This is a genomic window from Herbidospora daliensis (assembly GCF_001570585.1).
In the GTDB taxonomy this organism is placed as follows: Bacteria; Actinomycetota; Actinomycetes; order Streptosporangiales; family Streptosporangiaceae; genus Herbidospora; species Herbidospora daliensis.
Map to the genome: position 1 here is coordinate 917,291 of NZ_BBXF01000005.1, position 24,486 is coordinate 941,776.

Sequence of the window (24,486 nt, forward strand, 5' to 3'; positions counted from 1 at the left end):
TCAGCGGCCCGACTTGGGGTCGAGCGCGTCGCGCAGGCCGTCGCCGAAGAGGTTGAAGGCCAGCACGGTGATGAAGATCGCCATGCCGGGGAAGAACATGAAGTGCGGCACGGTGTAGTACTTCGTCGCCGCGGCGAGCATGCCGCCCCAGGTCGCGGTGGGCGGCTGGATGCCGACCCCCAGGAACGACAGCGCGGCCTCGAACAGCACGTTCGTCGGGATGAGCAGCGTCGCGTAGATCAGGACCGGCGCGATCAGGTTCGGCAGGATCTCCCGGAACAGGATGTACGGCCCCCGCGCGCCCAGGCTCCGGGCCGCGTCGACGAACTCGCGCTCCCGGAGCGACAGGGTCTGGCCCCGGATGATCCGGGCGATGTAACCCCAGTTGAAGAAGCCGATGACGAAGATCAGCAGCAGGATGCGGAGGGTGTCGCCCTTCACTTCGAGCTGGGTCTCGAACTGGCCGAGCACGCCCACCAGCGCCATGGCGAAGACCAGGACGGGGAAGGCGAGGAAGATGTCCATGAGCCGGCTGATGATCATGTCGACCCAGCCGCCGAAGTAACCGGCGATGACGCCCATGACAGTCCCGATGAAGACCGAGAGCAGGGTGGCGAGGAAGGCGATCAGCAGCGAGATCCGGGCGCCGTACACGACCCGGCTGAACAGGTCGCGGCCGTTGACGGGTTCGACCCCGAACAGGTAGTCCCAGCTGATGCCGGACCCGCCCTTGGGGATCATCGTCATGGTGTCGATCTGGTCCTGGTTGAACTGGTTGGGCGGGTGCCCGAACCAGCTCACGATCAGTGGCGCGAAGACGGCGACCAAGATCAGGAAGATGATGACACCGGCACCGGTGAGGGCGACCTTGTCCCGCTTCAGGCGCATCCAGGCGATCTGTCCAAGAGACCGCCCCTGGATCGCCTTCGCGCCCGCTCCCTCGGCAACGGACTCCGGCGTGGCTTTCAGCTCATCGCCGGAGACGTCAAGTGGTGCGGTCATGCGTTGGGCCCCCTGGGTTCCAGACGACGTTGTGCCGACGGGAGCACGACACGTCCGGAGCGCTCCCATGTGGATCCAGACCCACATGGTGAGCGGGTCTCGGAGGCAGAATCTATGTGCTGATCTGCGTAAACAAGACCCAGTAGGCGCTATGTGGCCCAACTGTGACGCACGCGAAACTCATTCGTGTTGATCTTGAAGAGAATGTCGGAGTCCGGTTTCGGTTGTGTCGCGGATCTGTGACATTGCACTGGCCGGTAACTTGGGTCTCGCCATCCGAGATTTCCCGAGTCGGCCTCAGCTGATCCCGCGCTTCTTCAAGATGTCCTCGATGTCGGAGAAGTCGTCGTTCTTCGACTCGACGGGACGGGCCATCGGCTTGGTGACGTCGGCCGGCCGGCCGGGCTGGGCCGGCTGGGTCGCCGTCGCGGACGCGGGCGCCTTCTTCTCGGTACGGGACCTGCGCCCCAACCGGAGGGTGCGGCCCCGCATGACCCCCGACACCAGGAACAAGACCACCGAAAGCCCGGCCAGCGCAACCCCTGCCCACACTGTGGGCGAGAGCACCAGGCGGGTCACGAAGGTGACGACCGAGGCGACCATGTTCCAGATCGTCTCCAGGACACCCGTCAGGTAGGCCGCCAGTGGCAGCAGCGCCCACGCGGTGACGCGCAGCCCCGCCGCCGCCCCCCGGCGCCGGAACGCGAGGAACGCGAGCACCACTCCCGCCGCGGTCAGTCCCGCGCACAGCGGCAACCACGCGATCTGGGCAAAGGTCATGCCGGCCCCCTCAGGTTGTGTCAGGCGGATTCCCGCGCGAGCCGACGACCGGCCCGCGTCCGCTTCGTCGCGGCCTCATTTTCGTCATGGCCCGATTTCCATCCTGTCACGTGGGTCTCCGCCGCGCGCTCCTCCCTGAGGAGGGCGCGACCCCTAGGCACTCCCCCGGGTTACCCCTGGGGGACCGTGGGGTTCACTCTGATCCGCCCGGCCCGCCGGATTCCTACCGTCGGAGCATGTGGCCATTCATGGGGCGTACGGCCGAACGTGATCAGATCAGGGCGGCGGCCCGCGACGGGGGCGGGGTGCTGGTGGCGGGCCCGGCCGGATCGGGGCGCAGCCGCCTGCTCACCGAGGCGCTCGCGCCCTTCTCCTTCCTCCTCGTCCGGGCGCGGGCGGCCGGCGTGCCGTTCGGGGCCTTCGCCCATCTTCTCCCCGACCCGGGACACACCCCGGTCAACCCGGTGGTCTGGGCCGCCGGGGCCCTCGGGACGATCCCGCCGGTGCTGGCCGTCGACGACGCCCACCTGCTCGACCCCAGCTCCGCCGCGCTGGTCGCGCACCTCGCCGAGCACCACGGCGCCGTCCCGATCGTCACGGCCAGGGCGGGGGCCCCGCTGCCGGAGCCGATCGCGGCCCTGTGGCGCGACGGCGCGCTGACCCGGCTCGACCTCGCGCCGCTGACGGTCCGCGAGACCGGCCGCCTGCTGGCCGCCGCGCTGGGCGGCCCGGCCGACCTCGCGACGGTACGCCGCCTCCACCACACCACCGGCGGCAACCTCCGCCTGATCACCGAGCTGCTGCCGGGCACCGGCATGACCCTGTCCGGCGGCGTCTGGCGCTGGGACGGGGAACTGACCCTGCCGCCCCGGCTGCGCCAGCTCCTGGAGGCCGAACTGGCCGGGCTGACCCCGGCCGAGACCACCGCGATCGAACTGGTCGCCCTGACCGAGCCCGTCGACCTGGACGTGCTGCTGGACGCGGCCGAGCACGCCGCCGTCACCCGGCTGGAGCGCCGGGGCCTGGTCACCGTGCTGCGGGACACCTCTCCCCCGCGGGTCAGGCTGGCCTGTCCGCTGCACGCTCATGTGGTGCGCGAGCGGGCCACCGCCCTGGGCGTGCGCGACGGGCTCGCCCTGCTCGGCGGGGCCACGCCCCGCGTCGAGGGGCTGAGCGCCCGGGAGGCCGAGGTCGCCCGGCTGGCCTCGTGGAACCTGACCAACCGTGAGATCGCCGACTGGCTGGTGTTGTCGCCGCGTACGGTCGCCAACCACCTGTGCCGGGTCTACACGAAGCTGGGCGTGAACAACCGCGCCGACCTGGCGCCCCTGCTGGCCGCCTAGACCAGGGACCTGATCAGCGGGAGGTCGACGTCCAAGAGGGACTCGACGATGGTGCGGCGGGGGGCCGGGGTGATGGGCACCAGGTTCGGCACCGCGATCACGTGGCAGCCCGCCGCGGTGGCGGCGGCGACGCCGTTCGGGGAGTCCTCGCAGACCACGGTGTAGCGCGGGTCGGCGTCGAGAAGCCGCAGGGCCAGCTGGTAGGGCTCGGGGTCGGGCTTGGTGCGGGTCACGTCGTCGGCGGTGACGACCACGTCGAAGTGGTGGCGGCCGATCGAGGCGAGCACGGCGTCGGCCATCGGCTTCAGCGAGGCGGTGACCAGGGCGGTGCGCACGCCCCCGGCCTTGACCTCGGCGAGCAGTTCGAGGGCGCCGGGCAGCGGCTCGACGCCCGACTCCAGCCGGGTGAGCATGCCGTCGAGCAGCCAGCGGCCGACCACGTCGGGGGCGACGTCGGAGCCGGTCAGGGCGAGCATGTAGGCGACCGTGGTGTCCCACGATCCGCCGACCATGCGCTCCTGGTGCTCGGGGCCCCACTGGCCGCCGAGCCGGTCGACGACCTCGGCCTCGACGAGGCCCCACACCTTCTCGGTGTCGACGAGCAGGCCGTCCATGTCGAAGAGGACGGCGTGCGGATGTGCGGACATGAAGTATCGGCCTCGGGGAGAAGTCGGGGTGTCGGCCCTCAGCTTATCGGTGGCCACGGATAACGCTCGGGGGCGCACTACAACTAGGCTGGGCCCACGACTATGTGAGGAGGCGGCTTGATCGAGCTCGAAGGGCTCCCTGAGCTCGTCGACCCGGTGCTGATCGCCGCGTTCGAAGGCTGGAACGATGCGGGTGAGGCGTCGAGCGCGGTGCTCGCCCACCTGGAGGCCGAGTGGAAGGCCACCCCGCTGGTGGAGCTCGACCCGGAAGACTATTACGACTTCCAGGTGACCCGGCCCATCGTGGAGCTGGGCGAGGGCATGACCCGGTCGATCACCTGGCCCACCACCCGTCTTCTGGTGGCCCGCCCGCCGGGGGCCAAGCGTGACGTCGTGCTGCTGCGCGGCATCGAGCCCAACATGCGCTGGCGCACCTTCTGCCAGGAGATCGTCGGGCTCTGCCACGAACTCGGCATCGAGCTGGCCCTCCTCCTGGGCGCTCTGCTGAACGACTCCCCCCACACCCGGCCGGTGCCCATCGTGGGCTCGGTCAGCGACCCCGGCCTCGCCCGGGTCCTCAACCTCGAACTGACCAAGTACGAAGGCCCGACCGGCATCATCGGCGTGCTCCAGCACACCCTCGGCCACGCCGGGCTGCAGACGATCTCGCTGTGGGCCTCGGTGCCCCACTACGTCGCCCAGCCGCCCAACCCGAAGGCGACCCTGGCCCTGCTGCGCCGGGTCGAAGACCTCCTCGACATCCCGATGCCCTACGGCGAGCTGCCCGAAGAGGCCCGCGCCTGGGAGACCGGCGTCGACGAGCTCGCCGCGCAGGACTCCGAGGTCGCCGAATACGTCAAGGAGCTCGAAGAGCGCAAGGACGCCGCCGACCTGCCCGAGGCGAGCGGCGACGCCATCGCGGCCGAGTTCGAGCGCTATCTGCGCCGCCGCGACCGCGGCACCGACGGCTGACGCCGGGGCGCGGCCCCGGCGCGCCGACGGCGCTTGACAGCGTGAGGGTTCATCCGGTGGAAACCGGATGCTTGGTTTCCTCCCACTTCACCGCCCTTCGCAGGTAATAATTAGCGCTTCCTTCCTCACAAGCGTCTTCTGTGGACTGCGCACACAAGGGCGAAAATGGTAACTCCCTCACAACCGCACCATTCTTCTCAAGAAACCCGTCGGCGTGTCCTCGACATGGCGATGCGGATGAAATCCGGCACCACCGAACCGATGGGAGCATCCACTCCACAGATCCGGGGCACCACCCCGGCCCAGGCGGTCGAGACCTTCCTGGCCCTCCTGCAGGACCGGCTGCCCTCATGGCTGCGCCTGCTGCACGACCTGCGTCCCGGCCACGGCGACGTGACCAGGAACCTGGAGCCGGTCGCCCTGGCCGGCATCCACTACTACACGGAGATCCAGGCCGCGGCCCTCCCGGCCTTCGTCTCCCCGATCCTCACGGTCCGTTTCCGGCAGGCCATGCGCGAGTCGGAGCTCGGGCCCGAGGGCGAGGTGCGGCCGCTCGCGGCCTACCTCGCCGGCGAGCAGGAGCTCGGGCGGATCAGGGCCGACGTGCACCCCGAATCGACCGCCCGGCTGCTGCTGGCCGGCTGTTTCCGGCACGCCTACTACGAGATCTTCACCGGCGCCGACTCCGAGCCGTCGCGGCCGGAGGCGGCCGAGGCCATCGTGCGGGAGTTGCGGCTCGATCCCTGACGCGCCTCGTCGTAGCGGTGCCACACCAGCCTGGCCAGGTCGTCGTCGACGCCCAGCGGGGCGCTGACCACGTCGGCGCCGCTCTCGGCCAGGCGGGTGTGGAACAGGCCGGGGGCCAGCAGGTAGGAGGCCACCACCGTCCGGGGGGCCGGGCCCGCCCCGATCCCGGCGACCGCCTCGGCGATGCCCGGCCGGCCCGCCGACGCGAACGCGGCGGTGACCGGGCGGGAGAGGCGTACGGAGAGCAGGCGGGCGGCCGCGCGCACGGCGGCGAGGGCGGCCGGGTCGGACGAGCCGGCCGCGCCCAGGATCACCGCGTCGCGGGGCCGCAGCCCGGCGGCGGCCAGCCGCCGGGCCAGCACGTCGGTGAGCAGCGGGTGCGGGCCAAGAGGGCCCGCGACGACCGCGTCAGGGCGGGTCCGGGCGATCACCTCGGGCAGGTCGATGTGGACGTGGTAACCGCCCGCGAGCAGCAGCGGCACCACCACGACGGGGCCGCGGACCTCCGCGAGCACCCGGTCGAGCGGCGGGTCGCTCAGCTCCAGGAAGGCGAGCCGGGCCGGGAGGCCCGGCCGGATCCGCCGCACCCGCCCGGCCAGGCCGTCGAGGACGGCGTCCCATTCGGGGTTGCGGGCCCCGTGGGCCGCCATGACGAGGGTCGTCACACGTCTTCCCGGTCACAGGCCAGGCGGTAGCCGCGCTTGACGACCGTCTCGACGATGCCGCTCGGGCCCAGGGCGCGGCGCAGCCGGGTGATGGCCATCTCGACGGCGTGCTCGGCCGAGTCGCGCGACGGGCCGCCGGGCAGCACCATGCGCAGGTCGCCGCGGGCGACGACGTGGCCGGGCCGGTCGGCGAGCCGCTTCAGCACCGCCATCGGCGCCGGGGGCAGCGGCTTGAGCTCCCCGTCGACGACCACGGCGTGGCCCCGGATCTCCAGCTCGTGGCCTCCGGCGGTGAGCCGGGTGACGCTGTTCTCCGGCAGGTGCCGGGCCAGCGTGCGGGCCAGCGAGCCGAGCCGCGACCGCTCGGGCTGGATCACCGGCACGCCCTTGGCGACCAGCGGCTGCGCGGTGACCGGCCCGACGCAGGCCGCCGTCACCGGGCCGCGGAAGGCGGCGAGCAGGGCCTCCTCCAGCCCGTCGGCGCGGGCCGCGTTGAGCATGGCGTGCACGGCCGGGGCGCTGGTGAAGGCCACCGCGTCGATCGCGCCGGAGGCGACCTGGCTGACCAGGCGGCGCAGCGGCGAGATGTCGCGGTAGGGCAGCCACTGGTAGACGGGCACCTCGATGACCTCGGCCCCGGCGGCGCGCAGGTCGGCGACGAACCCGGTCAGCGGCTCGCCGTGCAGTTGGACGGCGATGCGGCGGCCGCGCAGGTCCTGGCTCAGGAGATGGCGCAGGACCTCCTCGCACGACTCGGTCGCGGGCGTCCAGTGGTCGGTGAGCCCGGCGGCCCTGACCGCGCCGCGCGCCTTGGGACCGCGGGTGAGCAGCCGGGCGTCGGCCAGCCGGGCGGTCAGGTGGCCGGCCAGGCCCCAGCCCTCGGCGGCGGCCACCCAGCCGCGGAACCCGACGCCGGTGGTGACGACGACGTCGTCGACCGGCGTGGCCAGGCACTCGCGGGTGGCGGCCATCAGGTCGACGTCCTCCGACAGCGGCACCAGCCGGATCGCGGGCGCCCTCACCACGCGCGCGCCCCGGCGTTCGAGCAGCGCGGAGAACTCCTCGCGGCGGCGGGTCGCGGTGACGCCGATCGTGAAGCCGGACAGCGCGTTGGGCGCGGTCTCCGGAGACAGCCCCTCGGCCAGCGCGGCCAGTTGCGTCTCTTCGAGCAGTGCGGTCATTTGACGCTCACCTCAACCATCCCCATGGTGACGCGAATCGGAAATGTCGGAATCACAGTCCCGGGATCGTCCAGGCAGGCCCCGCTGGTGAGCGAGAACACCTGTTTGTGCATCGGGGAGGCCACGGTCGGCTCCCCGTTCCTGGTGCCGACGATCCCCCGGGACAGGATGTAGGCACCGCTGAAGGGGTCCTGGTTGCCGATGGCGTACAGGGACCCGTCGTGGGTTCGGAAGACGGCCACCTGCTCGCCGCCGATCAGGGCGCAGGCGCCGCGCTCGGGCAGCAGGTCGGTCAGCGGGCAGACGGCTTCCCATACGGGTTCCAGCACGGGCGTCCGCAGCGGCGTCATCGTCATCGGCTCATCACCTGCAGGATCTCGGGCTTGATCTGGTCGCGTTCGGTGGTGAAGGCGATCGAGGGATCGGGGGTGCCGGGCGCGTTCACGAAGCTGACGAAGCGGCGCAGTTTCACCGGGTCGTCGAGCGTGGCCCGCCACTCGTCGGCGTAGGTGGCGACGTGGGCGGCCATCTGGGCGTCGAGGTCGGCGCAGATCCCGAGGGCGTCGTCCACGATGATCTGGCGGAGCCGGTCGAGGCCGCCGTCGAGGTTCTCCAGCCACGCGGCGGTGCGCTGGAGCCGGTCGGCGGTGCGGATGTAGAACATCAGGAACCGGTCGATCGTGCGGATGAGGGTCGCGGTGTCGACGTCCTGGACCAGCAGGTCGGCGTGGCGGGGGGTGAAGCCGCCGTTGCCGCCGACGTAGAGGTTCCAGCCCTTCTCGGTGGCGATGATGCCGAAGTCCTTCGACCGGGCCTCGGCGCACTCGCGGGCGCAGCCGCTGACCGCCGACTTGAGCTTGTGGGGCGAGCGCAGCCCCCGGTAGCGCAGCTCCAGGTCGATGGCGAGGGTCACCGAGTCCTGTACGCCGTAACGGCACCAGGTGGAGCCGACGCACGACTTCACCGTGCGCAGGGCCTTGCCGTAGGCGTGGCCCGACTCGAACCCGGCGTCGACCAGGCGCCGCCAGATGCGCGGCAGCTCTTCGACGCGGGCGCCGAACAGGTCGATGCGCTGGCCTCCAGTGATCTTCGTGTACAGGCCGAAGTCGCGGGCGACCTCGCCGATCACGATCAGCTTCTCCGGGGTGATCTCGCCCCCGGGGATCCGGGGCACGATCGAGTATGTCCCATTTTTTTGTAGGTTAGCTAGGAAATGGTCGTTGGTGTCCTGGAGCGCGGCCTGCTCGCCCTCCAGGACGTGGCCGTTGTGCAGCGACGCCAGGATCGAGGCCACCACGGGCTTGCAGATGTCGCAGCCGCGCCCGGTCCCGTGCTCGTCGATGAGCTGGGTGAACGTGGTGATGCCGCGCACCTGGACGATCGTGAACAACTCGGCCCGGCTGTGCGCGAAGTGCTCGCACAGGCCGGTCCCGGTGTCGACGCCCGACTCGGTGAGGATCTTCTTCAGCAGCGGCAGGCAGCTGCCGCAGGTGGTGCCGGCCCGGGTGCAGGCCTTGACCCCGGCGACGTCGGTGAGGTCGTTCTCCTTGATGGCCGCGGTGACGTCGTTCTTCGTCACGTTGTTGCACGAGCAGACCGGCGCGTCGCCCGGCAGCTCGACGGCCGTCGGGCTGAACAGCAGGTCGCTCGGGGCGGCCGGCAGTTCGGCGCCGACGAACGACCGCAGGGTGGCGTACGGGGAGGCGTCGCCGACGCAGATGCCGCCCAGCAGGGTCGAGGCGTCGTCGCTGACGAACAGCTTCTTGTAGACCCCGGCGACCGGGTCGAGGTAGGTGACGTCGAGGGCGCCCGCCATCGCGCCGAACTGAGCCACCTCGACGCCGAGCAGCTTGAGCTTGGTCGACAGGTCGGCTCCGGTGAACGCGGCCGTGCCGCCCATGATGCGGTCGGCGGCCACCTCGGCCATCGTCATGCACGGCGCGACCAGGCCGTAGATCTGGCCGTCGTGCAGGGCGCACTCGCCGATGGCCAGGATCGACGGGTCGCTGGTGCGCATGCCGTCGTCGACGACGATGCCGCCGCGCTCGCCGACCTGGAGCCCCGCGCCCCGGGCCAGTTCGTCGCGGGGCCGGATGCCGGCCGAGAACACCACGACCTGGGCGTCGATGACGCCCGCGTCCGGGGTGAGCAGGCCGGTGACGCGGCCCTCGCCCTCGATGCGGGTGACGCCCGACTTCACGTGCACGGTCAGGCCGAGCGACTCGACGTGCTTCTTCAGCACCGCCCCGCCGCCCTCGTCGACCTGGCGGGGCATCAGCCAGGGGCTCATCTCGACGATGTGGGTCTCCAGGCCCAGCCCGCGCAGCGCGTCGGCGGCCTCCAGGCCGAGCAGCCCGCCGCCCACGACCACGCCGGCCGTCGCCGTCGCGGCGGAGGCCCTGATGGCGTCGAGGTCGTCGATGGTCCGGTAGACGTGGCAGCCGTCGAGGTCGCGCCCGGGGACGGGCGGCACGAACGGCGCGGAGCCGGTGGCCAGCACCAGCACGTCGTAGGGGATCGAGCCGTTGACCGTCTTGGCGGCGGGCTCGATCGAGACGACCCTGGTGCCGATTACGGTCGTCACGCCCGGGACGTCGGGGTAGGCCAGGTCGCGGCCCTCGGTCAGATGGGTGGTGAGGGCCACCCGGTCGTACGCGCCCCGCGGCTCCTCCCCCAGGATCGTCACCGAACCGGTGAAGCCCCGGGACGTGAGCGTTTCGGCCAGCCGGTGCGCGGACGGGCCATTACCGACGATGAGAACGCGGGTCATGCGCTCGCCCCTTCCTGTTCGCACAGCCATTCCACGATTCCGCCGACGGTCTCGGCGCAACTTCCGCATCCGGTGGTCGCCCGGGTCGCCGCCGCCACGGCGGCCACGTCGCGGGCTCCGGCCTCCCAGCAGGCCCTGATCTGTCCCTTCGTCACGTTGTTGCAGCGGCAGACCTGCGCCGCGTCGGGCATGCGTACCGGGCTGGGACTGACCGGGGCCGCGCCGGACAACGACGGGAACAGCAGGCCCGCCCGGTCGGCGGGCAGCGGGCCGCCCCGGTCGTAGAGCTGGGTGAGCGTGCCGACCGTGGCCGGGTCGCCCACGAGGATCGCGCCGACCAGGCGGCCGTCGCGGATGACGAGCTTGCGGTAGGTGCCGCCGCGCCGGTGGGTGAAGCGCACGATCTCGGCGTCGGCGTCGGTCAGGTGGGTCTCGCCCATCGCGGCCAGCTCGACGCTCTTGGCCTTGAGCCGGGTGACCAGGCGCGACCCCCGGTAGCGGGCCCGCGCGTCGGCGCCGGTGATCAGGTCGGCGACGATGGCGGCCTGCTCCCAGCAGGGCGCGACCAGTCCGTAGACCTGGCCGTCGTGCTGGGCGCACTCCCCGATCGCGAAGATCGACGGGTCGTCGGTACGCATCTCGTCGTCGACGACGATGCCGCGTTCGACGTGCAGCCCGGCGTCGTGGGCCAGCGTGGTGACCGGACGGACCCCGCAGGCCGCCACGACCAGGTCGGCCTCGACGTGGCCGGAGGTCAGCTCGACCTTGCCGTCGGTGATCCCGGTGACGGTGACGCCGGTCATGATCTCGACGCCGAGCCCTTCGAGGGTGTCGCCGAGCACCTGCCCGGCCTCGTGGTCGAGCTGGCGGTCCATCAGGTGGCCCTTGAGGTGGAGCAGGGTGACCGGCAGGCCGCGCCCGGCCAGGCCGCGCGCGGCCTCGACGCCGAGCAGCCCGCCGCCGATGACCACGGCCCGCCGCGACGCCTCGGCCGCGGCGAGGATGCGCTCGCAGTCGTCCATCGTGCGGAACGCGATGGCCCGCTCGGCCCCGGGCACCGCCGGGACGACGGGCCGGCTGCCGGTGGCCAGCACCAGCACGCTGTAGGGGGTGCGCCGCCCGTCGTCGGTGATGACGCAGCGGGTCTCCCGGTCGATGGCGACGACCTCGGTGCCCATGTGGACGGTGACGTCGTGGTCGGCGTACCAGGACGGGCCGTGCAGGCGCACCTGGTCGGCCCGGGTGGTGCCGGCCAGCACGTTCGACAGCAGCACCCGGTTGTACGGCGCCCGCTCCTCCGCCCCGAAGACGGTGACGCGCACCTTCTTGTCGCGCGCCCGCACCTCGCTGACCAGGCGGGATCCGGCCATGCCGTTCCCCACCACGACGATGCCCCTCATCGGGCACCCCCGACGACCGCGAGGTTGACCGCGCACACCTTGAACTCGGGCATGCGGGAGACCGGGTCGAGCGCCGGGTTGGTCAGCCGGTTGGGGCCCTCCCAGTGGAAGGGCAGGAAAACGGTGTCGGCCCGGATCGCCGCGCTGATCCGGGCCGTCGCCTCGGTGACCCCCCGCCGGCCGGTCACCCTGACCAGGTCTCCGGGGCGGATGCCGAGGTGGTCGGCGAGGTCGGGATGGAGTTCGAGGAACGGCTGCGGGGCGGCCTCGTTGAGGTCGGCCACCCTGCGGGTCTGCGCGCCGCTCTGGTAGTGGGCCAGCAGGCGTCCGGTGGTCAGGTAGTAGGGGTAGTCGGCGTCGACGTCCTCGACGGGCGGCCGGTGGTCGACGGCGACCATGCGCGCCTTCCCGTCGGGTGTCGGGAAGCGGTCGAGGAAGATACGCGGGGTGCCGGGGTGGTCGTCGGCGGGGCACGGCCAGAAGACCCCGCCCTGGTCGGCGATCTTCTCGTAGGTGATGCCCGAGTAGTCGGCCGGACCGCCGGCGCTGGCCCGGCGCAGCTCGTCGAAGACGGTGCGCGGGTCGTCCGGGAACGAACCGCCCCGGCCGAGGCGGTCGGCCAGGCCCGAGAGGATCTCCAGGTCGCTCCGCACCCCCGAGGGCGGAGCGACGGCCCGGCGGCGCAGCAGCACGCGGCCTTCGAGGTTGGTCATCGTGCCCGCCTCCTCGGCCCACTGGGCCGTGGGCAGCACGACGGTGGCCAGCTCGGCGGTGTCCGACAGCACCAGGTCGGCGACGACCAGCAGGTCGAGCGCCGCGAGCCGCCCGGCGACGTGGCCGGAGCGGGGTGAGGAGACGACCGGGTTGGAGCCGAACAGCAGCAGGCCCTTCGGGCCTTCAGGGGTGCCCAGCGCGTCGAGCAGCTCGTAGGCGGAGCGGCCGGGGCCGGGCAGGTCGGCCGGGTCGACGCCCCAGACGGCGGCGACGTGGGCGCGGGCCGCCGGGTCGTCGATCTTGCGGTAGCCGGGCAGCTGGTCGGCCTTCTGGCCGTGCTCGCGGCCGCCCTGGCCGTTGCCCTGGCCGGTGACGCAGCCGTAGCCGGAGCCCCGGCGGCCGGGCAGGCCGAGGGTGAGGGCCAGGTTGATGTAGGCGGTGACGGTGTCGGTGCCCTTGGCGTGCTGCTCGGCGCCGCGCCCGGTCAGCACCACGGCGTTGCCCGCCTCGGCGAGCATCGCGACGGCCCGCCGCATGCGGGCGACCGGGACCCCGGTGACGCGCTCGGCGCGTTCGGGCCACCAGGCCGAGACGCTGTCGCGGACGGCGTCGAAGCCGGTGGTGCGGGCCTCGACGTACTCCTCGGCGACGTGGCCGTCGGCGATGGCGATGTGCAGCAGCGCCAGGGCCAGGGCCAGGTCGGTGCCGGGGGTGTTCTGCAGGTGCAGCGCGGCCAGCCGGGCGGTGGCGGTCTCGCGCGGGTCGACGACGATGAGCCCGGCCGGGTTGAGGTGGCGCACGAAGGGCGGCATGGTCTCGGCGACGTTGCCGCCCGCCAGCAGCACCGCGTCGGCCTCGGCCAGGTCGGTGATCGGAAAGGGCAGCCCCCGGTCGAGCCCGAAGGCGCGGTTGGTGGCGGCGGCGGCCGACGACATGCAGAAGCGGCCGTTGTAGTCGATCTGGCTGGTGCGCAGCGCGACGCGGGCGAACTTGCCGAGCTGGTAGGCCTTCTCGTTGGTCAGCCCGCCGCCGCCGAAGACGGCGACGGCGTCGGGGCCGTGGACGTCCTGGATCCGGGCGATGCGGGAGGCGGCGTAGCCGAGGGCCTCGTCCCACCCGACCGGCTTGCCGTGGATGAGCGGGGTGGTCAGCCGGTGCGGCGAGCGCAGCAGCGCGCCGGCGGTCCAGCCCTTCTGGCACAGGCCGCCCTGGTTGGCCGGCACGTCGTCGCGCGGGGTGATCTCCACCTGGTGGATCTCCAGGGGCGTGACGTGCATGCCGCACTGCAACGCGCAGTATGGGCAGTGCGTGGCCGTCCCCTCGGGCAGCGGCGACATCACAGACGCCGGAGCGGAAAGTGAGAACGGCATGGGTCCGATGGTGCTTTCAGGGGGTTTCACCGCTGGGTCCCTTCTGTTACCGCTGTGCTACAAGGTGCCGTTCCTTCGTTAAACACGGGCGGCCGCGAGGCTGGGAGCGGTCCCGGTGGCGTGGCGTCGCAGGTAGCAGAACCAGGTCAGAACGAAACAAATGGCGTAGAAAATGGCGAAAGCGGTTATCGCCGCCCCCGCTCCCCCGGTCGCGGCGATCGACGAGCCGAACCCGCGGTTGATGAAGAAGCCGCCGAACGCGCCGACCGCCGAGATGAAGCCGATGGCGGCCGCGGCGTCCCGGCGGCCGGTCGCCAGCGCGTCGTCGTAGGCGGGGGTGCCCGGCTCCAGGCCCTCGATCGCCTTGGCCCGGAAGATCGCCGGGATCATCCGGTACGTCGACCCGTTGCCGACCCCCGCGGTGCCGATGAGCAGCAGGTAGGCGGCGAAGAAGAGGAAGACGTTGTGGGCCGCGAGGCCGGCGTACACGAGGAGGACCGCGCCCGCCATCGCGGCGAAGTTCCACAACGTGACCGCCGCGCCGCCGAGGCGGTCGGACAACCAGCCGCCCACGGGGCGGATCAGCGAGCCGAGCAGGGCGCCCAGGAACGCCAGCGAGGTCCACCCCGACTGCTCGGGGAACTGCGTGGTGAGCAGCAGCGGGAAGGCGGTGGAGTAGCCGATGAATGAGCCGAAGGTGCCGATGTAGAGCACCGACATGATCCAGGTCTGCGGCTTGGCCGCCGCCTTGGCCATCTCGCGCGGCTCGGCCCTGGCGACCGTCAGGTTGTCCATGAAGAAGTACGCGCCCAGCGCCGCCGCCAGGATGAACGGCACCCAGAACAGCCCCGCCGCGGCCAGCCCGAAGGCCCCGATCACCAGCGGCATCACCAGCTGCACCGAGGAGACCCCGATGTTGCCCCCGGCGGCGTTCAGGCCGAGCGCGGCGCCCTGCTTGGACTGCGGGTAGAAGTAGGTGATGTTGGCCATGCTGGAGGCGAAGTTCCCGCCGCCCAGGCCGGCGGTCGCGGCGATGACGAGGAAGATCCAGTAGGGTGTCGCCGGGTCGCTGACCGCCACCGCGAGCAGGCCCGCGGGCACCAGCAGCAGCAGCGCGCTGACCACCGTGAAGTTGCGCCCGCCGAACTTCGCCGGCCCGAACGTGTAGGGCAGCCGCAGCGCCGACCCCACCAGGTTGGGCAGCGCGACGATCCAGAACAACTGGTCGGTCGTGAACTCGTAGGCGCTCAGGCGCACCGCGACGATGCTCCACACCGTCCAGAGCGTGAACCCGAGATGCTCGGCGAAGATCGAGAAGATGAGGTTGCGGCGGGCGACCCGCCGCCCACCGGACGCCCAGAAGTCGGGGTCGTCGGGGCGCCAGTCGGCGATCCAGCGTGCCATGAGGGGGTCCTTCCTCAGTTTCCAGGGTTGCCTGGAACGTAGGAGGCCGCCGTTACGCACACTGACGATCGGTGACAGTGCGCCCGTTAAGTGGGTCGCACGTACGAAACAAGGAACTCATACGACGCACCGACGTAACGCCGATTTAACCGCGATTAGGGCGAGTGCGAGCCGGGCATTTCGTTCGGGTGTCGTCGTCGCCGCGGGGAGCGTGCTTTGACTACTCGGCAGATCGTCCCGTTCACCGATCCAGCGCTACGGACCGTAGCCCAACACGTCACGACCTTCGACAAGGAGCTGCGTGAGCTGGTCAAGTCGCTCACGCTGACCCTCCGCGCGGGCGCCGGCCGGGCCGGCCTGGCCGCGCCGCAGCTCGGCGTGCCCCTCCGGGTGTTCGCCTTCTCCCTCGACGGCCGGGCGGGCCACCTGGTGAACCCGCGCCTGGAGACCTCCGAGCGCACGGTGGTCGCCGACGAGGCCTGCCTGTCGGCCGCCGGGATCTGGTGGCCGCTGGAACGATCCTTCTCGGTCACCGCGCGAGGTCGCGACATGTTCGGCAAGCCGGTGACCGTCCGGGCCGTCGGCCTGCTGGCCCGTGTGCTGCAGCACGAGGCCGACCACCTCGACGGCATGTTGTTCAGCGACCGGCTCGCGCCCGACGAGCGGGAGAGGTTCCTGGCACAGGTGTGATGCCCGGTTTGGGCACGGCGTTCCTGAGGTATTCATCCTACCTGTCACGCTGTGTAACCAAAGCGAGACGCAGACGGCCGAAGGCCGGCTGTGGCTCGCGCCTGAATATGCCCAAAGAGACAAGACGCGGACGGCCGAAGGCCGGTCGTGGCTCGCGCCCGAATATGCCTAAAAGACACCGCCTCCTCCCGCCCTCTCGGAGGAGCCCGCATGCCCCTGGACCGCCGTCACGTCCTCTCCCTCGGCTTCTCACTCGGCGTCGCGGGCGCCGCGGTCCCCCTCGTGGGAGCCGGGCGGGCGGAGGCCTCGCGCGGGCCGATCCGCCCCCGCATCCACGAACGGCTCGAATGGGAGGCCAGGGAACCCCAGGAGACGGCGACCATCCTGCGCCGGGCGCCCCAGTACATCGTGATCCACCACACCGCGACGTCCAACTCGATGGACGACTCCCTGGAGCACGCCTACCGGCTCTCGCGGGCGATCCAGAAGCACCACATGCGCCGCAACCGGTGGGACGACATCGGCGAGCAGTTCACCATCAGCCGGGGCGGCCACATCATGGAGGGCCGCAACCGCACCCTGCTGGCGCTCTCGCGCGGCATGCACGCCGTGGGCGCGCACACCGCCGACCACAACCGGACCTCGCTCGGCATCGAGAACGAGGGCACCTACGCCCGCACCAGCCCGCCGCTGGCCCTCCTCGGATCGCTGGTCAAGCTGACGGCGTGGTTGTGCGCGACCTACGACCTCGACCCCTACGACGCGATCGTCGGCCACCGCGACCTGAACAACACCCGCTGCCCCGGCGACTACCTCTACGACCTGCTGCCCGAGCTGCGCGAGCGGGTCTGGCACCGGATGGTCGGCCGGCGGTTCAGCCCGCTGGCGTGGGAACTGGAGCAGGCGTCGCTGCCGCGCCGCGGCGTGATGTTCGCCGAACGGCCGGAACGCGTTTTCGATCACGGACCGGAGATCGGCTTTTCGGACTTTCGGAACTTCTGACCAGAATTGGTCGGCACGGTTGACTGCCGTGATCAATCTTGCTCAGATGTATACATCGTTCTAATACACCTGGAATGTGGACGTACATACGCCTAACGTCCAGCGAGGGAACTTCCTGGTGATACGAGGTGGGGGCCGAATGAAGATCTTCTTTACGTCCTGGCGTGTTTCGGCGGGATCTCCACCCGGCACGAGATCAGGACATGTAGCGTCTTAGCGCTCCTTGTTTCGGCCGCGTTCCAGCCCGGACACATCCGGACGGACGCGGTTCCCAAGGCGAGCCCATCCCTGGTACGTTTCACGTCCTCGCAGCTCGCGAAGGCAATCGTGCCCCCTTTGCAACGACGCAGCACGCACCTTGCCCCCGGAGGATCCCCGCACCATGAATCCCGAGAGCAGCATTTCTCGTCCTATATCCCATTTAGGGTCATTCACCACTATTACCCCTTTAATGGCGATCGCACCTCGGGTGAGCGTCGTGGTCCCCGCGATGAACGAGGCCGAGAACCTGCCCCACGTCTTCGCCACGCTCCCCCGGTGGGTGCACGAGGTCGTGCTGGTCGACGGCGACTCGGCCGACGACACGGTCGCGGTGGCGCGGCGGCTGCGTCCGGGGCTGCGGGTGGTGACCCAGCCGGGCCGGGGCAAGGGCGACGCGCTGGCCGCCGGGTTCGCCGCCTGCACCGGTGAGATCATCGTGATGATCGACGCCGACGGCTCGACCGACGGCCGCGAGATCGTGCGCTTCGTCGCCGCCCTGGTCGCCGGGGCCGACTACGCCAAGGGCTCCCGCTTCACCCACGGCGGCGGCAGCGACGACATCACCCTCGGCCGCCGCCTGGGCAACCTGGTGCTCTCGGGCCTGGTCAACCTGATGTACGGCACCCGCTACACCGACCTGTGCTACGGCTACAACGCCTTCTGGGCCAGCAGCCTCGACGTCCTGGCGCCCGACTGCGCCGGGTTCGAGGTCGAGACCCTGATGAACATCCGCGCCGCCAAGGCCGGGCTGAAGGTGCACGAGGTGCCGAGCCACGAACGCGGCCGCATCCACGGCACCAGCAACCTGCGCACGGTCCGCGACGGCTGGCGGGTGCTGAAGACGATCCTGCGCGAACGCGACACCCGGCTGCCGGCCCCCGCCCAGGTCGACGCCGAGGCCGGGGTGCCGGCCGACCAGGGCGCGGCCTGACCCCACGACGCCGCCCGACCCGTGATGACCGAGACGCTCCGCCGGAAGTTGCCCGCCGACCTCCACGATCCGCTGCTGCGCAACGCCTACGCGCTGGTCGTCAACGCGGGCATCGGGGCGGCGCTCGGCGTCGGCTACTGGGTGATCGCGGCCCGGCTCTTCCCCGCCGCCGACGTGGGCGAGGGCCAGGCCCTGATCAACGCCATGCGCATGCTCGCGGCGCTCACCTCGTTCGGGTTCGTCGGCGCGCTGACCCGGTTCGTGCCCGAGACCGGGCGGGCGACCGGGCGGTTCGTCGGCGCGGTCTACCTGCTCGGCGGCGGGCTCGGCCTGGTCGCCACGGCGGTCTTCGTCGTGGTCACCAAGGACGAGCCCGGCTTCCGCATCCTGTGGGGCTGGTTGCCCGCCGGGGTGTTCGCGCTGGTCGTGATCGTGTGGTCGGTCTACACGCTGCAAGAGGTGGTGCTGTCGGCGCTGCGGCGCTCGACGTGGGTGCCCGTGGTGAACGTGACCGTCGGGTTCGTGAAGGTCACGGCGGTGGCGGCGTGCGCGTTCCTGGTCGCGGCGCGCGGCGACGTGGTCTCGTGGCAGGTGTTCCTGGCCTGGATCGTGCCCTGCGCGCTGGCCGTGCTGCCGGTCAACTACCTGCTGTTCGCCCGGGTCATCCCGCGCCACGTCGCCGAGACGGCGCACCGCGCCCCGCCGACGCTGAAGCGGATCGTCCGGTTCGCCGGGGGCGACTACTTCGGCTCGGTGTTCACGCTGGCCGCGATCTACCTGGTCCCGGTCGTGGTGGCGACCCAGGTCGACCACCGGACCTACGCCTACTACGGCATCGCGGTCACCATCGGCGGCCTGCTGGAGATCTTCGCGTTCACGATGGCGACCAGCCTGACCGTCGAGGGCTCCTTCGACCCCGCCGCACTCGGCCGCAACACCCGCCGGGCGCTGCACCGCAGCCTGACCGTGCTGATCCCGATGATCGTGCTGGTGGTGCTCGCCGCGCCGCTGGTGTTGTCGGTCTTCGGGGCCGAGTTCGCCGACCACGGCACCACCCTGCTGCGGCTGATCGCGCTGGCCACGCTGGCGCGGGCGTTCGTCGAGCTCTACCTGGGCGCGCTGCGGGCCATGGGGCGCGGCCGCCCGCTGCTGTTCATCCAGGCGGCGCGGTGCGTGCTGGCCCTCGGGCTGACGTGGCTGCTGCTGCCCCGCCACGGCATCGAGGGCGTCGGCATCGCGCTGGTCGTCACGCAGAGTGTCACGGCGGCGGCGGTGGCGCCCGCGCTGTTCCGGCTCTGCCGGCCGAAAGGCCCGCAAACAGATTCCGTGCCCCCGAACGAACCCCCACCGTCGCGGCACACCTCCGACGACTCGGAAACGGTGGACACCATCAAACCCACAGCCCTCCCCTTCGGCGGCATCCGCCGGCTGACCACGGCCAGAGTTCCGAGCCCGGACACCCCCGACCCGATCGTCGACGGCCCCGGCGACACTCCGTCACCGGCCGGAGAAATCACCGGCGACGATTCCACGGGCGACTCCATTGGCGACTCCATTGGCGCCGCAGAGAATGACGACAGCGGAATTTCGGCCGAACAATCGGCGGCCGATCCGGAAACGGAGAATTCCGAAGCCGCCGAAATTCCGGCCACCTCTCCCGGGCTGATCCGGGTCGTCGCGCCCGGATGGGACGTCGCGCCCGCCGGCGAACTCGTCGTGGTGCCCGAGCGGGCCCCCGCCGCGCCGCGCAGGGGCAGCCGCTGGGTGGCGAGCGCCCGGCTGCTGCTGTCGCAGCCGCGCGAGTGGCTCGGCGCCGTGATCACGGTCCAGGCCCTGGTCATGTACGTCCTGGCGATGAAGGCCCGCCCGACCGGACTGGTCGGCGTGGACCTCTACGCGATGACCGGCCTCGGCCTGGTGTCGGTCATGCCGCCGGTCGCCCTGCTGGCGATCGGCCTGCTCATCCTGAGCTTCTTCGACACCCTCACCCAGAAGCGCAACCGGCCGGTCCTGCTGCTGTTCCAGATCCTGGCCGTCATGTTCGCCCTGCACGGCGCGGCGGTCCTGGTCGAGCCGCTCCCCCGGTTCCCGGTCGCCTGGACGATCGGCGGCTTCGTCGACTACATCGCCCGCACCGGCGAGACCCTGACCGCTCTGGACGCCCGCTTCAACTGGCCTGGCTTCTCGGTCTTCTCTGCGTTCATGATCAGGGCGGCCGGGGTCGAGGACGCCGCGGCGCTGCTCAACTGGTGGCCGCTGATCTCCAACGTCGCCTACCTGATCCCGCTGATCGTCATCGTCAGGCGGCTCCAGGCCGACCGCCGGGCCAAGTGGCTGGCGCTGATGATCTTCGTGGTGTCGCAGTGGGTCGGGCAGGACTACTTCTCGCCGCAGGGCATGACGTACCTGCTCTATCTGCTCTTCGTCGCGATCCTGGTGACCTGGTTCCTGCGCGTCGACCCGGCCTCGTCGTTCTGGAAGCGCCGCTGGACGCTCATCCCGGGCGAGCGCGCCCCCAAGAAGACCACGGTCACCGACCGGATCATCATCCTGGTCCTGCTCGTGATGATCTTCGTGGCGACCGCGACGTCGCACCAGATCACCCCGTTCATGATGTGCGGGGTGCTGCTCGGCTTCGTCGTGCTGCGCCGGACCCGGCTCAGCTTCATGATGGTCGTCCTGTTCGGCGCGATCGTGGCGGCGTACGTCAACTACATGGCCGTCGCCTACTGGTCGGGCCACCTCGACGCGATGGTCGGCTCGGTCGGCCAGGTCGGCGGCAACCTCACCTCGCAGACCACGGGCCGGATCAGCTCGACCAACCCCGAACGCCTGATCGTGCTCTACACGCGGCTGGCCATCACCGGGGTGATCCTGGGCCTGGCCGGGCTGGGCCTGCTGCGGCGGCTGAAGAAGGGCGTCGGCGACCGGGTCGTCTTCGTGATGATGGTGGTCCCGGCGTTGTCGCTGGCGATGCTCAGCTACGGCGGCGAACTGGGCCTGCGCGTCTACCTGTTCACCCTGCCGGCCACCAGCATCCTGGTCGCCTACCTCTTCTACCCCGGCCTGCCGAGCAAGGTCGCCGCCAAACGCCGCTTCCCGGTGCTGGCCAAACTGCGCCCGGTCGTCGCCTGCGGCCTGGTGGTGGCCCTCGCGGGCGCGTTCCTGCTGGCCCGGTTCGGCAACGAGAAGTACGAGTGGACCTCCCCCCAGGAACGCGCCGCCATCGACTACATCTACGAGCAGGACCTGGAGACCACCCGCATCCTCTACCTCGTCCCGGAGGGCGACGGCGGCTCGTCCATCTCGTGGAGCCTGACGGGGGTCGAACGGGTGCGCCAGATCCGCGCGACGGCGGGACGCGACCCGTACAAGGTCGACACCGTGGTCGAGCAGCTCCGCGACGCGGGACCGGGCTCGTTCATCCTGGCCACCCGCAGCCAGGAGGCGTCCCTGGAGATCGACGCCAATTACCCGGCCGACTGGGGCCCGAAGATGCGCGTGTCCCTGGCCCAGCACCCCGACCTGAAGACCCTGGTCTGGAACGACGACGCGGCCGTCTACGCCCTGAAGGAGCAGCCGACGGGCCGCATCGCCCCGCAACTGCGCGGCACCCCGTTCCGCATCGGCGAGACCCCGTGGACGCCCTACGGCCTGATCGCCCTCGCGGTGTTCGTGCTGATCGTGCTGACCCGGGAGGTCATCCGCATCAGGCAGCGCCCCGGCACCTGGTACTGGTCGAGAAGACTGGCCTGGTTGTCGCTCCCGTTCCTGCTGCTGGCCGGCTGGGTCGTGCTGGAGAGATTCATGCTCCTGAGCGTCTGATCACTGCGCCGCGAGCGTCACCACGACGTGGTCCTCCGGGTCGCCGATGCTCTTGGCGAACTTCTCGGCCGCCCGTCCGTGGCCGTGGATGTCTCCCTCATTGGCCCGGATGAACTCCTGGAGCGGCTCGATGAAGGCCGTGGTCTCCAGGCGCGCGGACGACAGGGTCACGTAAGGAGACGTGCGCACCCAGCCGGCCCTCGTCATGGCCTCGGTCTGCCGGTCGACGGTGGTGCGGAGCACGATGAACTCGCCCTCGTAGGCGAGGCGGCCTGCGCCGTTGGTCGTGTCCTCGTGCATGTCGGCGATGCCGAGGCCGGCCGCGATCTCGTCCCGCACCGCGTCGTCCACCTCCACGACGCGGTCGGAGAAGATGGGCGCGACCACAATGGCCCCGATCCAGGCGGCGGGCACGCCCACGGCGACGATGCTCCAGAACCAGACGCCGATCTTGCTCACTTCGCTCACGTGCCGCTCCCCCGGGCCTGAACCCTCGCGATGACCCACTCACCCGAAACCAGCCGTGACGTGATCGCCAGGGCCGCGTACGTGCGGGGTTCCATCGGAGACGCACGGAATGCCCGGCGTGCCCATTTTAGTGATCTTCCCCAGTCGCGCGCCATCGAGCTTTCGAAGGCCACCTGGCCCGCCAGGCGGGCGTAGCCGCGCCGGTCGCGGCGGAACTCGGGGTAGTGGTCGAGCAGCCACTCGTGGGAGTCGGCGATCATCGACCAGCGGCCGTAGAAGTGGGAGCCCTCGTGCGGGGGCACCTCGACGAGGATCTCCGGCACGTAGGGGATGGGGGCGTGCCGGGCGCAGCGCAGCAGCAGTTCGTAGTCTTCGGCGAAGCCGCGCGGGATCTCCTCGGAGAATATGCCGACCGGGCCCGTCAGGAGCGAGCGGCGCATCAGGAACGACGACGTCGTGGCCGCCGGGATGCGGGAGCGCAGCAGGTCGTCGAAGGTGATGTGGGACGCCGGCCACAGGCGTTCCTGCGTCGAGACCATGCCGCACGACACCAGCGCCGCGTCGGGGTTCGCCGCGAAGGCGGCGACCTGGAGGCGCAGCTTCGACGGCCGCCAGGTGTTGTCGTCGTCGCAGAAGGCGACCAGGTCGTCCTGGGCGGCGAGGATGCCGCTGTTGCGGCTGCCGGCCACGTTGGGCACGCGTTCGTTGGTCGTCCAGGTCACGCGGCGGTGCGGGTCGTCCGACAGCACCTCCTTGTCGGGTTCGCACCGGTCGAACACGATGACGGCGGTGACGTCGCCCTCGTAGTCCTGCGCCCGGATCGAGGCCAGCGCGGCGCGCAGCATCTCGGGGCGGTTGCCGGTCGTGCAGACGACCACGCTGACGGGGCTGTTCATCGGCTGACCCACCGCACTTCGTAGGACTTGAGCGTGAGCCGCTTCCCGTCGACCGTGGCCGTGGTCTCCTCGCCCCGGGTGTTGACGACGACCATCTTCTTCGCCGAGGCCAGCAGCCTGATCGACGGATGGGCCGACCGCACGGCGGCCAGGCGGGTGCCGGCGGGGAACCACTTCGCGAAGTCCTGCAGCATCGTCAGGGCGGGCAGCGGCCGGCCCGCCTTGGGCTGGTCGAGGTTGGTCCACAGGCAGCCGTCGCACTCGGGGCCCTCGCCCTGGGGCGACCAGTAGAGGGCGGCGGCGGTGCCGCTCCTGGCGAACTCGATCATCGCGGCGGCCTGCACGGCCAGCCGGCGGCCGGTCGTCCAGTCGGACTCGGCGGGCTCGAAGTACCACTCGGCCCACCAGACCGGCAGGCTGCTCTGCTTGCGCAGCCACGCGTTGACGGCCGAGAACTTCGCCAGGGCGGCGAACTCGTCGGGATACATGCCCTTGGACGACTCGGAGGTGCCGTCGACCACCAGGAAGTCGGCGCCGTGCTTGTTCTTCAGCCAGAACCTGATGGCGTCGAGGCCGCGCTGGTCCTGGCTGCCCCACGGGCCGGACACCTCGGACTTCCAGCCCGGCCGGTCGGTGACGTTGATGTAGGGGCCGCCGACCTGGATCTTCGGGTTGACCTTCTTCAGGGCGTCGTACACGAGGTTGTACATCTCGGTGTAGCCCTCGTAGTCCCACCGCTTCAGTCCCTCGTTGAAGAAGCCCTTGAACTCGTTCCAGACGATGAAGTGGCGGACCTGGGGGTAGCGCTTGGCCGCGGCGGCGGCCAGGTTCGCGAAGTCCTTGTAGTGCTTGCGCAGCGGCGACTGGGTGAAGTTGTTCTCCCAGTCGGTCTCGCCGGGCTTGCCGCCGACCATCCAGTCGGGGGCGCAGCACAGGGTGATGACCGGCAGGCCGCCCGAGCGTTCGATGGCGGCCATCCGGCCGTCCATGGACTTCCAGTCGTACTTGCCGGGCGAGGGTTCGGGGTTGAGGGTGCCGAAGCCCATGATGTGCTGGTTCTGGATGATCCGGCCGCGCGCGAGGCTCTTCTCGGCGACGGCCGTCACGTCGGGCGGGCCCGAGTCGACGCTGAAGCGGGTGTGCGAGAAGCCCCAGACGGGGAACCCGGCGGGCGCGCCGCCGCCGACCACGATCGGCCGGGCCTGGGCGGGCCCGGCCACGGCTTCGGGCGGCGGGTTCCCCTGGTCGCCCAAGGGCTGCCACGGGACGGCCGGGGGGCCCGACATCGCCAGGATGAGGGCGCCGATCGCGCCCGCGACCGTGACGGTCGCGAAGAGCATGACGAGCCTGGTGCGGAGGGAACGGCGCGCGTGACGCCAGTGCCGCCGATTCTCTCGTGCCACGCGGCCACGATATCG

The 24,486-nt window shown here is 71.0% G+C and carries 20 protein-coding genes; 7 read left to right on the top strand and 13 right to left on the bottom strand.

Features of this window, described 5'->3' with window-relative positions; all coding sequences use genetic code 11:
• Together AW274_RS27495 and AW274_RS27500 are read right to left on the bottom strand one after the other, a co-directional pair.
• Positions 1 to 1,002 (bottom strand): ABC transporter permease, encoded by a 1,002-nt coding sequence (locus tag AW274_RS27495; RefSeq protein WP_062437557.1) that lies wholly within the window; start codon positions 1,000 to 1,002, stop codon positions 1 to 3.
• A 297-nt stretch (positions 1,003 to 1,299) separates the two neighbouring features.
• The gene (locus tag AW274_RS27500; RefSeq protein ID WP_062437560.1) at positions 1,300 to 1,782 is read right to left on the bottom strand and encodes a hypothetical protein; all 483 of its coding nucleotides are present in this window, start codon (positions 1,780 to 1,782) and stop codon (positions 1,300 to 1,302) included.
• Between the two features lie 236 nt (positions 1,783 to 2,018).
• Between AW274_RS27500 and AW274_RS27505 the strand changes: the two genes are divergently transcribed.
• A complete protein-coding gene (locus AW274_RS27505; protein ID WP_157520755.1) occupies positions 2,019 to 3,125 on the top strand; it encodes a helix-turn-helix transcriptional regulator in 1,107 nt (368 codons plus the stop codon).
• Here the strand turns inward: AW274_RS27505 and AW274_RS27510 are convergent.
• A complete protein-coding gene (locus AW274_RS27510; protein ID WP_062437564.1) occupies positions 3,122 to 3,772 on the bottom strand; it encodes an HAD family hydrolase in 651 nt (216 codons plus the stop codon). The two genes, AW274_RS27505 and AW274_RS27510, sit on opposite strands and share 4 nt — an antisense overlap.
• Before the next feature lie 117 nt (positions 3,773 to 3,889).
• Here AW274_RS27510 and AW274_RS27515 point away from each other — a divergent pair, with 117 nt between their 5' ends.
• Both AW274_RS27515 and AW274_RS27520 read left to right on the top strand, forming a co-directional pair.
• Complete coding sequence (locus AW274_RS27515) at positions 3,890 to 4,744, top strand: PAC2 family protein (protein ID WP_062340285.1); 855 nt, start codon at positions 3,890 to 3,892, stop codon at positions 4,742 to 4,744.
• Positions 4,745 to 4,981: 237 nt separating this feature from the next.
• Positions 4,982 to 5,491: a hypothetical protein gene (locus tag AW274_RS27520; protein WP_157520756.1), complete on the top strand. Its 510-nt coding sequence runs from the start codon at positions 4,982 to 4,984 to the stop codon at positions 5,489 to 5,491.
• Here AW274_RS27520 and AW274_RS27525 read toward each other — a convergent pair.
• From AW274_RS27525 to AW274_RS27555, 7 genes are all read right to left on the bottom strand, one after another.
• The gene (locus AW274_RS27525) at positions 5,404 to 6,156 is read right to left on the bottom strand and encodes a sirohydrochlorin chelatase (RefSeq protein WP_157520757.1); all 753 of its coding nucleotides are present in this window, start codon (positions 6,154 to 6,156) and stop codon (positions 5,404 to 5,406) included. The two genes, AW274_RS27520 and AW274_RS27525, sit on opposite strands and share 88 nt — an antisense overlap.
• Entirely contained in the window at positions 6,153 to 7,337 is a 1,185-nt protein-coding gene (locus tag AW274_RS27530) for a uroporphyrinogen-III synthase (protein WP_062437568.1), read from the bottom strand. The genes AW274_RS27525 and AW274_RS27530 overlap by 4 nt, the downstream gene beginning before the upstream one ends.
• A complete protein-coding gene (nirD, locus tag AW274_RS27535; RefSeq protein WP_062437570.1) occupies positions 7,334 to 7,693 on the bottom strand; it encodes a nitrite reductase small subunit NirD in 360 nt (119 codons plus the stop codon). The genes AW274_RS27530 and nirD overlap by 4 nt, the downstream gene beginning before the upstream one ends.
• On the bottom strand, positions 7,690 to 10,107 hold the full coding sequence (gene nirB / locus AW274_RS27540; RefSeq protein ID WP_062437572.1) for a nitrite reductase large subunit NirB: 2,418 nt from the start codon (positions 10,105 to 10,107) through the stop codon (positions 7,690 to 7,692). Before nirB ends, nirD begins: the two co-directional genes overlap by 4 nt.
• Positions 10,104 to 11,507 carry an FAD-dependent oxidoreductase gene (locus AW274_RS27545; protein WP_062437574.1) on the bottom strand — a complete coding sequence of 468 codons (1,404 nt, stop codon included), beginning with the start codon at positions 11,505 to 11,507 and terminating at the stop codon, positions 10,104 to 10,106. The genes nirB and AW274_RS27545 overlap by 4 nt, the downstream gene beginning before the upstream one ends.
• Complete coding sequence (locus AW274_RS27550; RefSeq protein ID WP_083974865.1) at positions 11,504 to 13,591, bottom strand: molybdopterin oxidoreductase family protein; 2,088 nt, start codon at positions 13,589 to 13,591, stop codon at positions 11,504 to 11,506. Before AW274_RS27550 ends, AW274_RS27545 begins: the two co-directional genes overlap by 4 nt.
• A 78-nt stretch (positions 13,592 to 13,669) precedes the next feature.
• Positions 13,670 to 14,995: an MFS transporter gene (locus AW274_RS27555; protein ID WP_062437576.1), complete on the bottom strand. Its 1,326-nt coding sequence runs from the start codon at positions 14,993 to 14,995 to the stop codon at positions 13,670 to 13,672.
• Between the two features lie 216 nt (positions 14,996 to 15,211).
• On the opposite strand from AW274_RS27555, the gene AW274_RS27560 reads away from it, so the two are divergent.
• The 4 genes from AW274_RS27560 to AW274_RS27575 all read left to right on the top strand — a co-directional run bounded on the left by AW274_RS27560 (position 15,212) and on the right by AW274_RS27575 (position 21,704).
• Complete coding sequence (locus AW274_RS27560) at positions 15,212 to 15,685, top strand: peptide deformylase (protein ID WP_062437579.1); 474 nt, start codon at positions 15,212 to 15,214, stop codon at positions 15,683 to 15,685.
• A gap of 210 nt (positions 15,686 to 15,895) precedes the next feature.
• Positions 15,896 to 16,687, top strand: coding sequence for a peptidoglycan recognition protein family protein (locus AW274_RS27565; RefSeq protein WP_062437581.1), 792 nt, complete (start codon positions 15,896 to 15,898; stop codon positions 16,685 to 16,687).
• A 451-nt stretch (positions 16,688 to 17,138) separates the two neighbouring features.
• The gene (locus AW274_RS27570) at positions 17,139 to 17,879 is read left to right on the top strand and encodes a glycosyltransferase family 2 protein (protein WP_232320400.1); all 741 of its coding nucleotides are present in this window, start codon (positions 17,139 to 17,141) and stop codon (positions 17,877 to 17,879) included.
• A 24-nt stretch (positions 17,880 to 17,903) separates the two neighbouring features.
• The gene (locus tag AW274_RS27575; RefSeq protein WP_062437583.1) at positions 17,904 to 21,704 is read left to right on the top strand and encodes a lipopolysaccharide biosynthesis protein; all 3,801 of its coding nucleotides are present in this window, start codon (positions 17,904 to 17,906) and stop codon (positions 21,702 to 21,704) included.
• Here AW274_RS27575 and AW274_RS27580 read toward each other — a convergent pair whose 3' ends face one another.
• From AW274_RS27580 to AW274_RS27590, 3 genes are read right to left on the bottom strand one after another with little or no spacing between them, the layout of a single operon-like run.
• Complete coding sequence (locus tag AW274_RS27580) at positions 21,705 to 22,172, bottom strand: hypothetical protein (protein WP_062437585.1); 468 nt, start codon at positions 22,170 to 22,172, stop codon at positions 21,705 to 21,707.
• Positions 22,169 to 23,068, bottom strand: coding sequence for a glycosyltransferase family 2 protein (locus AW274_RS27585; protein ID WP_062437587.1), 900 nt, complete (start codon positions 23,066 to 23,068; stop codon positions 22,169 to 22,171). The genes AW274_RS27580 and AW274_RS27585 overlap by 4 nt, the downstream gene beginning before the upstream one ends.
• A complete protein-coding gene (locus tag AW274_RS27590; protein WP_157520758.1) occupies positions 23,065 to 24,471 on the bottom strand; it encodes a GH39 family glycosyl hydrolase in 1,407 nt (468 codons plus the stop codon). Before AW274_RS27590 ends, AW274_RS27585 begins: the two co-directional genes overlap by 4 nt.
• Positions 24,472 to 24,486 lie beyond the last annotated feature (15 nt).

Bases quoted from the DNA above. Each gene is read 5' to 3' on its own strand.
- AW274_RS27495 (WP_062437557.1), bottom strand. From the start codon at position 1,002: ATGACCGCACCACTTGACGTCTCCGGCGATGAGCTGAAAGCCACGCCG.
- AW274_RS27500 (WP_062437560.1), bottom strand. From the start codon at position 1,782: ATGACCTTTGCCCAGATCGCGTGGTTGCCGCTGTGCGCGGGACTGACC.
- AW274_RS27505 (WP_157520755.1), top strand. From the start codon at position 2,019: ATGTGGCCATTCATGGGGCGTACGGCCGAACGTGATCAGATCAGGGCG.
- AW274_RS27510 (WP_062437564.1), bottom strand. From the start codon at position 3,772: ATGTCCGCACATCCGCACGCCGTCCTCTTCGACATGGACGGCCTGCTC.
- AW274_RS27520 (WP_157520756.1), top strand. From the start codon at position 4,982: ATGAAATCCGGCACCACCGAACCGATGGGAGCATCCACTCCACAGATC.
- AW274_RS27530 (WP_062437568.1), bottom strand. From the start codon at position 7,337: ATGACCGCACTGCTCGAAGAGACGCAACTGGCCGCGCTGGCCGAGGGG.
- nirD (WP_062437570.1), bottom strand. From the start codon at position 7,693: ATGACGATGACGCCGCTGCGGACGCCCGTGCTGGAACCCGTATGGGAA.
- nirB (WP_062437572.1), bottom strand. From the start codon at position 10,107: ATGACCCGCGTTCTCATCGTCGGTAATGGCCCGTCCGCGCACCGGCTG.
- AW274_RS27545 (WP_062437574.1), bottom strand. From the start codon at position 11,507: ATGAGGGGCATCGTCGTGGTGGGGAACGGCATGGCCGGATCCCGCCTG.
- AW274_RS27550 (WP_083974865.1), bottom strand. From the start codon at position 13,591: ATGCCGTTCTCACTTTCCGCTCCGGCGTCTGTGATGTCGCCGCTGCCC.
- AW274_RS27555 (WP_062437576.1), bottom strand. From the start codon at position 14,995: ATGGCACGCTGGATCGCCGACTGGCGCCCCGACGACCCCGACTTCTGG.
- AW274_RS27565 (WP_062437581.1), top strand. From the start codon at position 15,896: ATGCCCCTGGACCGCCGTCACGTCCTCTCCCTCGGCTTCTCACTCGGC.
- AW274_RS27570 (WP_232320400.1), top strand. From the start codon at position 17,139: ATGGCGATCGCACCTCGGGTGAGCGTCGTGGTCCCCGCGATGAACGAG.
- AW274_RS27575 (WP_062437583.1), top strand. From the start codon at position 17,904: ATGACCGAGACGCTCCGCCGGAAGTTGCCCGCCGACCTCCACGATCCG.
- AW274_RS27585 (WP_062437587.1), bottom strand. From the start codon at position 23,068: ATGAACAGCCCCGTCAGCGTGGTCGTCTGCACGACCGGCAACCGCCCC.